At 44.3% G+C, this 12100-nt stretch carries 6 protein-coding genes; 4 read left to right on the plus strand and 2 right to left on the minus strand.

The genetic code is table 11. The annotated features are described in order from the left end of the window. Window positions 1–497 precede the first annotated feature (497 nt). From MHN30_RS19390 to MHN30_RS19400, 3 genes are all read left to right on the plus strand, one after another. Window positions 498–1340: a glycosyltransferase gene (locus tag MHN30_RS19390; protein ID WP_222242099.1), complete on the plus strand. Its 843-nt coding sequence runs from the start codon at window positions 498–500 to the stop codon at window positions 1338–1340. A gap of 647 nt (window positions 1341–1987) precedes the next feature. Then, on the plus strand, window positions 1988–3940 hold the full coding sequence (locus MHN30_RS19395) for a methyl-accepting chemotaxis protein (protein WP_239360800.1): 1953 nt from the start codon (window positions 1988–1990) through the stop codon (window positions 3938–3940). Between the two features lie 97 nt (window positions 3941–4037). Beyond that, window positions 4038–7496, plus strand: a complete 3459-nt coding sequence (locus MHN30_RS19400) for a PAS-domain containing protein (RefSeq protein ID WP_239360802.1) — start codon at window positions 4038–4040, stop codon at window positions 7494–7496. Window positions 7497–7500: 4 nt separating this feature from the next. On the opposite strand, the gene MHN30_RS19405 is transcribed toward MHN30_RS19400, so the two are convergent. Together MHN30_RS19405 and MHN30_RS19410 are read right to left on the minus strand one after the other, a co-directional pair. Continuing rightward, window positions 7501–8166 carry a response regulator transcription factor gene (locus MHN30_RS19405; RefSeq protein WP_239360804.1) on the minus strand — a complete coding sequence of 222 codons (666 nt, stop codon included), beginning with the start codon at window positions 8164–8166 and terminating at the stop codon, window positions 7501–7503. A gap of 97 nt (window positions 8167–8263) precedes the next feature. Further along, window positions 8264–10546, minus strand: coding sequence for a TonB-dependent receptor (locus MHN30_RS19410; RefSeq protein ID WP_239360807.1), 2283 nt, complete (start codon window positions 10544–10546; stop codon window positions 8264–8266). 248 nt (window positions 10547–10794) lie between these two features. Here MHN30_RS19410 and MHN30_RS19415 point away from each other — a divergent pair, with 248 nt between their 5' ends. Continuing rightward, window positions 10795–12099, plus strand: a complete 1305-nt coding sequence (locus MHN30_RS19415) for an SLC13 family permease (protein ID WP_099031119.1) — start codon at window positions 10795–10797, stop codon at window positions 12097–12099. Window position 12100 lies beyond the last annotated feature (1 nt).

Below are 12100 nucleotides of genomic sequence, written 5' to 3' on the forward strand. Positions count from 1 at the left end.
CGCTAGTTGACGTGATTGAACGTCCTAAGAAAGCTTAATTTTAGTTTTTAACTAAATTAGACTTTTATAAAGCCCCGGCATCTGCTGGGGCTTTTGCGTTTCTGGATAGCTCTTATAAGCCGCTATCAAACCTCAGGTTAACCACCCGATCTACAGTACTCGTGATACAAAGCGTCAAGTGGATAAATGAGCCTCAAGACCTTATCTAAATAAGGTAGCTTTACCTTAGCTCAAATGAGGTGTTCGTTTTTTGAGCGATACGTTTTGTAGCTTATTAAGGTTGAAAATTTTGGGGGGGGGTGTTATTTTTCACCTTTATTTATCTGGTGTGAAGAAGGATACTTGGGCGCTCTTTTTAGTTCGTCTTAACCAGTAATCAATAGCAATTCATATCTTATTTAGTTAGTGGATCTATCTCATGATTTACGCTGAGTATTTTCTGGTTTTTGTATGCTTTTTTAGTTACAGATATATTCTCCAATTGCCAGAGTTTATACATGTTCCAACACTTTGTACTAACCCGCTTTAATTTGCGTAAGAAAGATTGGCTAGAAACAAAATCAAAAACACAAGTCCTAACCGATGAGTGGATGAGAAATCGGTTAGAGCTATTTGAAAATTATTGTTTCGCTTCAGTGAAAGCACAAACTGAGCAAAACTTTAATTGGCTCGTTTTCTTTGATGTATCGACCACTCCTGAGTTTCGTGAAATCATCGATCGTTTAGCCTCTGAGCTCAGGGCATTCATACCTATTTACGCTGATGGAATGGAGGAGTTTTTACCAGCCATCCAACGAGAGTTAAATGCACGATTAACCCAGCCATACTTGATTACTTCACGTCTGGATAATGATGACTGTTTACATCAGGACTATATTAAGGAAGTACAAGCACAGTTTGATCAGCAGAGCTTTTTGGCTATAGACTTTATCGATGGCTTTACACTTCAAGTAGCTCCAAAAGTGAGATTTGCCAAACATGCGCACGTGCATAATCCATTTTTAAGCCTAATTGAAACAAGTAAAGAGTATAAAACGATTTGGTGTAATGAACGCCATGGTTATTGGTCTGAAATTAAGCAAGTAAAGATTGTACGAAAAAAGCCAATGTGGATGTCTGTGATTCATATCGAGAACAAAATTAATGCATTTAAGGGTTTTGGTGATGTGAACCTAGAACAACTTCAGGCATTCAATATTTGCCCGAGAGCTTGGGATTACATAGAGACAAATATTGAGCCATATAAAGCCTGGCATACTCAGGGACTATATCATCAGCTTCGAACAGGATGGAAAGTCAACGCTAAAATACTGAGAAGGAAATTATTTCATGGCAGCTAGATTACATAATAATATGATTTAACTCGTGTTTCTGTATGGTTTAGGTGACAGTTTTGAGAAGGCTGGTGCACAATGAGCGGTAAGAGCCGTACAGTATGATGTCGTGTCGTTAGTCATAAAGTGGACAAGTCAATTGTTGTTATTGAACGTAATTGATTTACGTTACCTTTTATTGGAAAAGCAAGCGTCAAGCGTACAACTAAATGGACCTCATAATTAAGCTAAGTGATCTAAGAAAAAATCTTGGACGCTAGTTGACGTGATTGAATGCCCTAAGAAAGCTTAATTTTAGTTTTTAACTAAATTAGATTTTTATAAAGCCCCTGCATCAGCTGGGGCTTTTTCGTTTCTGGATGTATGTTTGAGCACAACGAAGATGGTTGGTTATTACCTCTATATACTTATTTGTTCCAGAGTAGATAGCTTTATCGCAGTGCTAGACGTAATACGCCGCTCCTTATTCAACAAGATAATCATAAATATGGAGCATTAAAGGTCGTTATTTTACTTTGTTCGATTTTTAATCGGTACATTTCTTTACTAAATCAAAAAACACGACAATGATTATTGTATTAAATACAAGTTAATAGTTTTGGCATCTATGAATGCTGATGGGCTTATCTATAAATACAATGTCAGGTGCTTTTATGCTTTCTAAGTTAAGGTTAAGCCAACAATTATCTACTTCATTTGGAGTAATGATTGTACTTATGGTTGCACTCTCTAGCGTCGCTTATATTGGATTGAATGGCGGTTATAGTAATTTTGTTGAGTATCGCTCTTTGGCAAGAGCGAGCAATCTAGCAAGTACATTGGAAGCGAACTTGCTCTCACTTAGGATCAATGTGCTGAATTATTTGAAGCAGCAATCAAAAGACGATATTGAACAATTTGAACAGAAAGTGAAGCTTTTACATGATGCGTTAGCAGAAGCCAAGGAGGCCCTTAATCAAAGAGAAAGCAAGCAACTTATTGAAAAAAGTGAAACAGCTTTGGTTACATATGAAACTGCTTTTAGGGAGATTATGGCACTTTATGGTCGTAGAAATACTGTGGTTCATGACGGGCTGGATAAAATAGGCCCTCAAATGCGCAAGAATATTTCGCAATTAATAGAATCTAGCATTGATATGAGTGACTTTGAAGGACTTGCGGCTGCTACACATATGCAGGAAAAGCTGCTGCTAGGAAGACTTTTCGTAACGAAATTCTTAGTGAGTAACCAGTTAGATGACTACAACAGAGCTATGGGTGAACTAAAGCAAGAGAAGATGTTTCTAACTCAGTCTAAGTCTAGGTTTATGAATGAAAATGCAAAAAATTTACTGTTTGATATAGAACAATCAGGAGAACGCTACTTAGATGGAGTGAGAGAAGTACAAGATATTATCACAGAGAGAAATCGACTGATTACCGAAGTACTAAATATTAATGGCCAAAATATCGCAGAGTATTTGGCACGTGTGAAAGAATCGATCAAGGAAAGGCAGGATGAATTAGGTCCCATAGCTCAAAGTGAGAGTAGGAAGACAGTAACAATTATTATTGCAGTATCTGTTGTGGTGATTTTGTTAGGCTGTTTTTTAAGTTGGTATATCACACGACTAATCAAGGCCCCTATTGGTGGAGAGCCAAAAGAAATCGCGGAAGTGGCATCAAGGATAGCCAGTGGCGACCTCACTATACAGTTTGACAGGGGGGAATCGGTGAGCGGTATTTATTTGGCAATGCGTGATATGGCTGACAAACTAAAAGCCATCATTGCAGAAATTCAAAGCTCCACGCATGCATTATCTTCCTCGTCGGAAACACTTAGTGCTATCACCTCCCAGTCTAAACAAGGGGCGGACAACCAAATGGAGCAACTCAGTCATAGTGCTGTTTCGATGAATGAAATGGCTGCTACGATTGCTGAGATAACCCAAAGTGCTCAACTCGCAGCGGATGCCGCGACCGATGCGGATTCTCAATCTAATTCAGGTGTTCAAGTTGTCGTTGCAACACAGCAAGCAATGGAAGGTCTAGTTGGTAAAATAGAAAATGTTAGTAAAACCATTGAGAATCTTGAACAAGAAACAGAGTCGGTAGGTTCTATTTTGGATGTTATCAGGGGTATAGCGGAGCAAACTAATCTGTTGGCGCTCAACGCAGCAATTGAAGCCGCAAGAGCTGGCGAACAAGGGCGAGGCTTTGCTGTAGTGGCCGACGAGGTGAGAAGCCTTGCGAGTCGCACCCAAAAGAGCACGGACGAAATTCAGGAGATGATCTCTAAGTTGCAAAATGAAGCGAAGCGCTCCGTTGGTATGATGCGAGAGAACGTGAAAGATGCTAAAGATACAGCGGACAAGTCAGCGAAAACGGATGAAGTGTTACAAGCGATTTCTTCCTCTGTGAGTACGATTAAAGATATGAACCTGCAAATAGCCAGTGCTTCTGAGGAGCAAAATACGGTTACACAGCAACTTTCGCAAAGTGTGACAGAAATCAGCGAAACTGCGCAAGAGACAGCAACCGGAGCCGAGCGAGCGTCAGATGAAGCATTGTCGCTGCTGTCTTTATCCCGTGCACTGGATAAATCAGTGAGCAGTTTTAGGTTATAAGTGATGATACTAAGCATTGGGGGATAGCACTAAAGTGTGCTGTCTTTTTACTGTACAGCCGTTATGCTAGAGCAAACAATAAAAAATCATCACAGTTATGTTTTCTATCGGGCTGATCAGTCTTATTGCGCTGCTGTATTTAGCGCTTTTATTTACCATTGCATGGGGCGCAGATAGGGCGAGTACTAAATTTAGATCTTATCGCGCCAAGCAAGTTACCTATGCTTTGTCACTTGGAGTGTATTGCACCTCTTGGGCGTTTTTTGGTACTACCGCGCAAGCTGCAAATAATGGCTGGTGGCTTGCTCCAACTTATGTTGGCACGATTTTACTGTTTATATTTGGTTGGCAAGTCTACACACGAATTGCTGAAATATGCCGCCAGCAGCAGCTCACCTCTATGGCGGACTTTATTGCCACGCGTTATGGTAATTCTTCTAGTTTGTCTGGACTCATTTCTCTGATCTCTGTTATTGCGGTCGTGCCCTATATTGCCCTTCAGCTTAATGCTACCAGCGCCAGTATCGGTATGCTAACAAGTGACACTCAGCGGGTGAGTGTCGCGTTTTGGCGAGATAGTACTTTTTATATCACCTTGCTGTTAGCCCTGTTTGCTATTTTGTTTGGCACACGTAGGCTGAGACCGAGTGAGCATAACCCAGGATTGATGACTGCCATCGCCTTTGAGTCATTAGTTAAGTTACTGGCGTTTATTGCCGTTGGTGTTTATGTCTGTTTTGTGCTCTTTGAGTCACCCTCTCACTTACTTAACCAGGCGGAGCAGCAGGGAATTACCAAGCAAATAGAGGCAACCGCTAGCCCAACCTATGTTTATTTAGTCCATGTTCTTTTAGGGGCATTGGCAACGCTGTGTTTGCCGAGGCAGTTTCATACCTCTTTTATTGAATATGATGAACAAAACCAATTTAAGACCGCACGCTGGTTATTTCCCGTTTATTTGTTGCTGATTAATTTGTTTATTTTGCCAATCGCCTACGCCGGGCTGGTGTATTTTAATGGTCAAGATGTTGGCTACGATACGTTTGTGCTTGCCTTACCACTGGGATCTGATGCGCCTGTAGTCGCTTTGATAGCCTTTTTAGGAGGGTTCTCTGCGGCGACGAGCATGGTGATAGTCTCAGCCATCGTGCTATCGATTATGATCACCAATGACTTTATCAATCAATTTTTGTTGCGCCGCTCGCAGTTAAATTCGAGCCATCGGGGCTTATCTAAGTTTAATCTGCTCAATGCTCGACGGATGGTCATTGTTGGCATTTTATTATTGAGTTACGCCAGTCATCGCGTGCTGGCTGAGGGCAACACGTTGGCCAATATGGGGCTCATGTCATTTGCCTTGGTTGCGCAGTTTGCGCCCGCTATGGTGGTTGGTTTATGGTGGCGTGGGGCTTCATGCTTAGGCGCGCAATTGGGGATTGTGACGGGGTTTGCTATTTGGTTTTACACGCTGTTGTTACCGAGCCTCATTAGTGGCTTTAACTTCGAAAGTCACTGGTTGAGCGCGGGGCCTTTGAATATCACATGGTTAGCACCTTTAGACTTTTTGGGTCTGGGGTTAGACAGTACGAGCCAGTCCGTCCTGATCTCTTTAAGTGCAAATTTGTTGGTTTATTTGCTGGTGCCGTTTATTTCATCCGCACGTCTTGCTGAGCGCTTACAAAGCAATAAATTTGTAATGCCGTCCAAATCTGCACAGTCCGCTAACACGGTATTGAGTTACCAAGACTTGGCAACATTACTGCAGCGCTTTAGCGAGCAAGCGCGTGCGCAGCAGCTTGTTGAGCTTCATTTTCCTAAAGAGCCTGCAAACTGGAAACTGCCAGCGCCATTGCAAGTTGAAAATATGATCGAGCGGGAGATGTCGACGCTCGTCGGAGGGGCATCTGCGAAACTGATTTTAGATGTCGCCAAAGATGAAAAACGCCAGCCTTTAGAGCAAGTTGCAGAATTTGTCGATGAAGCGTCACAGGTGCTACGTTTTAATCGCGACTTACTGCAGTCGACGATAGAAAACGTCAGTCAGGGGATAAGTGTAGTAGATAGCCAACTGCAATTGGTCGCTTGGAACCAGCGCTACGCAGAAATGTTTAATTATCCAGACAATGCGCTGTTTATTGGGCGTCCTGTGGCTGAGCTTATTCGCTACAATGCGCAGCGCGGACTATTTGGTGATGCTGATGTCGAGCAGCAAGTAGAGAAGCGTCTATCACATTTACGACGAGGCAATGCGTATCGCTACCGCCGCGAGCATCACGATGGTCGAGTGTTTGAAATGCAAGGTAACCCATTGCCTGGAGGTGGATTTGTAACGACCTATACGGATATCACCGAGTTTGTAAAACAACAATCCTTACTAGAGCAAGTTAATGTAAATCTAGAAGAAACGGTCGCGGCAAGGACCAAAGAGTTGATAGACGCCAACCGTGCTTTATCTTCTGCGAAACGCCAAGCGGAGCACGCAACGGAGAGTAAGACCCGTTTTTTCGCCGCAGCGAGTCATGATCTGTTACAGCCATTTAACGCAGCGAGCCTGTTTTGCTCATTGATGAGTGAAAAGGCCCAAGGGACCGACTTAGCTGAGCTTTCGCAAAGCATCAAAAGTTCATTGGCAAGTGCTGAAGAGTTGTTGTCGAGTATTCTTGAGCTAACAAAGTTAGAGGCTGGGGCGTTTAAGGTTAATCGCTCGCGCTTTGCATTGTCGTCACTGCTGGAACCATTGGAAAATGAATATGGGGCGGTTGCGAAAGACAAAGGGTTAGCGTTTGCGGTGCAGGTTTGTGATGTCATGCTCTACACCGATAAAGCACTGCTAAAAAGGGTATTGGGGAACTTACTGAGTAACGCTATCCGTTACACTGAGTCTGGTACGGTAAGACTTATCGCTGAATGTCAGGGGGAGAGTGTTTCTATCATTGTTGAAGACACTGGCGTGGGCATTGCAAAGCAAGATCAGGACGCCATATTTCAAGAGTTTAAACAGCTGCATAGTAAAGAGCTCGCGCAGGGGTTAGGACTTGGACTTGCGATCAGTAAACGAATTTGCGAAGTGTTGGAAATACCCATCACCCTTGGCTCACAACTTAATAAAGGCACGCAATTTACCTTAACACTGCCAAGTTATGGAATGCAGACGGATCAAAAGACCGAAGTAACCGCTGACAAGCCCAGCGGCGATTCGCAATTATCGGGTCTGTCTATTTGGTTGCTAGATAATGATGCCAACGCGCTTAATGCACTATCTCAAGTATTACTGAGTTGGGGGTGTCAGGTGGCTGTGGCGCGAGATGAGGCAGAGCTTAGCGCGCTACAAGCAACGAGCCGGGCTGATATGCTGATCGCGGATTATCAGCTTGATCATGGTGTCACTGGACTTGAGGTAATAGCAGCGCTTGCGCTTGATGATATGGCAATCATTATTAACACAGCTAACCACGACGAGGCTATTCGAGAGCGAGTGAGTGATGCAGGGATCCCATTACTCTATAAACCACTTAAAACGCCTGCCCTAAAGCGCATGATTAAGCGACTAATATAGTTATTTAAGCACTCGCTTCATCGTCGAGATGTACATCCGTGGCCAGCTGATTAAAGAGGATCCCAGCTTGGGTGCGGTTATACACATTGAGCTTTTTTAAAATAGCTGAAACATGCTGTTTGATGGTGGTCTCTTGAATCGACATTGCATACGCAATCTGCTTATTCAAAAGGCCATCGGCAATCATGGTTAATACTCGATATTGCTGGGGAGTTAGCTTTTCTAAATTACGCGCAAATTGCGCTTGTTCGCTGTCATTTTCAGGCGCGATATCCACGATTTCGGGTAACCAAGTTTCTCCTTCAATAACGAGCTTGATGGCACCACTGATCACCTCTAGTGAGGAAGACTTGGGAATATAAGCGCTTGCCCCGAGGGCAATGCATTGGCTAATAATGGCTGCCGATTCGTTGGCTGAAACCATGATCACCAATATGTCTGGGTATTGATTTCTTAACCGGGCAAGACCCTCGAGACCTTTCGCGCCAGGAATAGATAAGTCCAAAAATACTAGCTCTGTCTCAGGATGCGCGAGCAACATCTCGAATAAGCTGTCTAAGGTACTGGCTTCTTTGATAGGGTCATGACCAATCGCTTGTGCAGCGGCTTGTTTGAGTGCGCTGCGAAATAATGGGTGGTCATCAGCGATGATTGCTTGCACCTGAGACATCCTTAACTAACTCCTAGTATCCGTTGTTATAGGGTATTTCCGAAACTACATCAAGTGATTGAGATAGCGAGGCTCCCTTACAGCCTCGCTTGCGGTGCTAAAAACGATAACCCACGGTAAGCGAAACGGTTCTTGGGTCGCCAAAGTAGCCTATTAAGGTATTATCACCACCAAGCCCCGGCGTATATTTACTCACATTACTCGGATCGCTTGGATCTGGTGTCACGAACTGATAGCCTCCTATCATATATTCTTCATCGGTCAGGTTTTTCCCATGAAGGCCAACACGCCAATTGCCATCTGTGCTATACCAATTAATACTCAGATTGACTAAACCATAGCTATCCTGCGCCAGTAGGCTATCTTCCTCAAATAAAACATAATCACCACGATGGTAGTAGCTGGCATTGAACACCCAGTCGCCAATATCACTGTAGAGTTTGTATGTCGCCCCAAGGTTAAAAGTTAAATCAGGGGTGTTAGAAATACTAAAGCGCTCAGATTTGTCAAATGTCGCCCCCGTGTCTGGGTTAGTATCGAGTACCTCTTCGAAGTCGCTGTCTATATATCCTATCGCGGCGTCAAAACTCAGCGCTTCGGTAGCGACATAGCTCAGCTCGGCTTCAATACCATTTGCTGTCGACTTACCAATGTTGCCAAGTCTTTGGTTTAGATCGGCAGAAGTTGCACCGGGCAATACGGAAATATATTGGCGGTCTTTGTGATCTAACGTGAATAGCGTGATATTGGCTCTTAGATTATCGTGCCACTCGCTTTTCATACCGATTTCGAATGAATCTACGATTTCAGGATCTGCAGCAGGCTCTGCGGTGCTGGCTCTGGGGTTGAAGGTACCCGATTTAAACCCTTGAGCGTAGCTGGCGAAGAACATGATATCGCGGTTGTATTGATATTCCACTCCCACTCTTGGCGTAAACCGTGACCAATCTTCTTCATCATCAAGCACTGACGGTACGAGCTCACCTACAGGGCGTGTATAACCTGGGATCCAATTTGATTCGGGATACACGACATCAAAGACCAAACCGTTGCTGACTTGTGCTTCTTTGCTGTCTTTAGTGTAACGAGCGCCCAGTGTGAGCGACCACTGCTCTGCTAAATCAATAGTGCCTTGAATATAGGCGGCTTTACTATTTGAGTTGTTACAACCACTAACTTCTCGCGTAAGGCCGGGGGCGCCTAAGCTTTGTCCTAACACTTCTAAAATTGCTTGGAATTGGCCGCATGACTCGCCATCGTAATAATATAGACCTGAGACAAATTTATAACCGTTACCTGCATGACTTAGCTGTATCTCATGCGTGGTTTGCTCGTCATCATAAATGGCGGGTACATCAAAGATCCGCAGTGGCGTATTGTCAAAGTCGATATTGGTCGGGGAATAACTCTCTCGGCTAGCACCGATGTATTTTATTGTGGTGGCGTCAGAAAGATCCCAGCGAGCGGTCAAACTATATCCCTCAAGCTCGACTTTATTCCAGGTTGGCATACTAGTGTAAGAATCAAATACGCTGTCAGGCACGGGGGCGTCAGTCAGTAAGCTCGGTAACAAGCGATAACCTCCTTTAGAGTTGGAGTCATCGTCGGTTTTATCCCATGCTAAACGGAAGAACAAATCATCGCTTGGACGATATTCCAAGGTTAACCGCGCAGCTTGAATTTCTTTATTGTAGTTTTCCTTATCTTGGCCGGGTAGCGTTGAAACCTTGAATTCACCAAAGCCATCTCGATTCAAAGTGGCAAAGCCATAGCCGAGGTAGAGTGTGTCTTCCACGAGCGGCAATTGACCTGTGATCTTAAGATCGCGTTGATTATAACTACCAATCGTCCCCTCCACGTTAAATGTCGCATCGCCAGACATTTCCTTAGTGACATATTTTATTGCGCCACCAATGGTGTTTTTGCCGTATAGCGTTCCTTGCGGTCCACGTAGTACTTCAATCTGTTGTACATCAAGCAGATCGAGTACAGCCCCTTGCGGCCTTGCCAAATAAATGTCATCGACGTAAATGCCGACACCGGGTTCATAACCCCATAATGGGTCTTGTTGCCCGACACCACGAATAAAAGCAGTGAGGGTAGAGTTAGTGCCACGGCTAGCTTGAAGCGTGGTATTGGGTGAAAACTGCTGGACTTCAGAGAGGACCGAAATGCCATTTTCAAGTAGATCGGTTTCACCGATAGAAGTCACTGCAACTGGAACGGTTTGAAGGTTTTCTACCGTCTTGCGCGCCGTGACTTCAATACGTTCTAGCTTGCCTTCTGATTGTGTTGCTTGTTCTGCTGCCGCTGGGCTGACTTGAGTTGCGAGTGTAATAGCCAACGCGATAGCTGAATATCTAGGTTGGTAAATGTTCATCCTGTGGTCCCTATTATTGTCATTTTGGGTGCTTGTTGTCACACCAAAGCATAGGGGAGTTGTAAAGTTTTTCTATTAGTACCTTAGTACTAATGCCTTGATACGCTAGGATTAACAGGGGGTGTAGGGCTTCTATAACCTTAGTACTATGGTTTTTATTGCGTCTGCACGCCACACTGATATTCATCAACAGTATGCCCAACACATCAACTTATAACGGGTATTAATAACAATAAAAGGAAGCCCTTATGCTCAGTATGCTCGGACTGGCAGGAGGACTTGGCCTGCTTATTTGGCTAACTCTCCGTGGCGTAAACTTGTTTATCGCAGCTCCTCTGTGCGCTTTATTGGTCGCATTAACGAGTGGCGTTGCGCTATTTCCCACAGAAGCTGTAGAAAGCAGCTTTCTTACACTTTATATGGATGGCTTTGCAGGCTTTTTGAGTGCTTGGTTTTTCATGTTTTTGCTTGGCTCTTTGTTCGGTAAGTTCATGGAAGACAGTGGTGCTGCCGACAGCGTGGCACGTTATATTGTCGACAAGTTAGGTATGAAACATGCGGTATTAGCGGTGGTGATTGCCTGTGCGGTACTAACGTATGGTGGCGTCAGTGTTTTTATTGTCGCTTTCTCTGTTTATCCTATGGCGCTTAGCTTATTTAAAGATGCCAATTTACCAAGGCGCTTTATTCCCGCAACTCTGGCTTTCGGCTCAGTCACCTTTACCATGACTTCGGCAGGCTCTCCTGAAATCCAAAACTGGATCCCAATAAAATATTTAGGCACTTCGCCTTATGCAGCTTGGGAAGTCAGTCTAGTGGTTGCCACGTTTATGGCTATTACGGGCTATTGGTGGTTGAAAAAGATGATAGCCAAAGCGGTGGCAAATGGTGAGCACTTTGAAGCGAAAGAAGACGACCCTGAAATCCATGAACGTAACTATCCTCATCCAATCACTGGCGTACTGCCTCTAATCGTGGTGTTGATTTTATCTTTTACACTTCATGATGTGCTGCAGCAAAGTGCACTCATTGTAGCTCTACTTGGCGGTGTACTCAGTATTGTCGCGATTAACTTTAAGCATTTTCATAACATGGGGGCCGCGATTAACTTAGGCACAACTGGGGCGCTAGTCGCTATCGGTAATACCAGTGCCGTAGTGGGTTTTGGTGCGGTAGCAAAAAACACCGAGGCATTTCAATTAGCGGTCGAGATGATGACACAGATGCCGGGTAATGAGCTACTTGGCGCCGCTGTGGCGGTAAGTGTGATAGCCGGTTTAACTGGTTCGGCATCCGGTGGGCAAGCCATTGCGTTACCATTAGTGGCACCGCACTACATCGATGCGGGTGTCAATCCAGAACAATTACATCGTGTTGTCGCTATTAGCTCAGGCGCTTTGGATACCTTACCGCACAACGGTTATGTGGTCACAACCATTCGCGCCATCTGTAAAGAAACACATCAACGAGCATACTGGTCCATGGCTGCGTTGACTGCGGTCGTACCGCTGGTGGGCGTTGCCCTCGCATTAACCCTATTCATCTTATTTTAAC

The sequence above is a fragment of the Pseudoalteromonas sp. OF7H-1 genome (genome assembly GCF_022347825.1).
GTDB lineage: Bacteria > Pseudomonadota > Gammaproteobacteria > Enterobacterales > Alteromonadaceae > Pseudoalteromonas > Pseudoalteromonas maricaloris.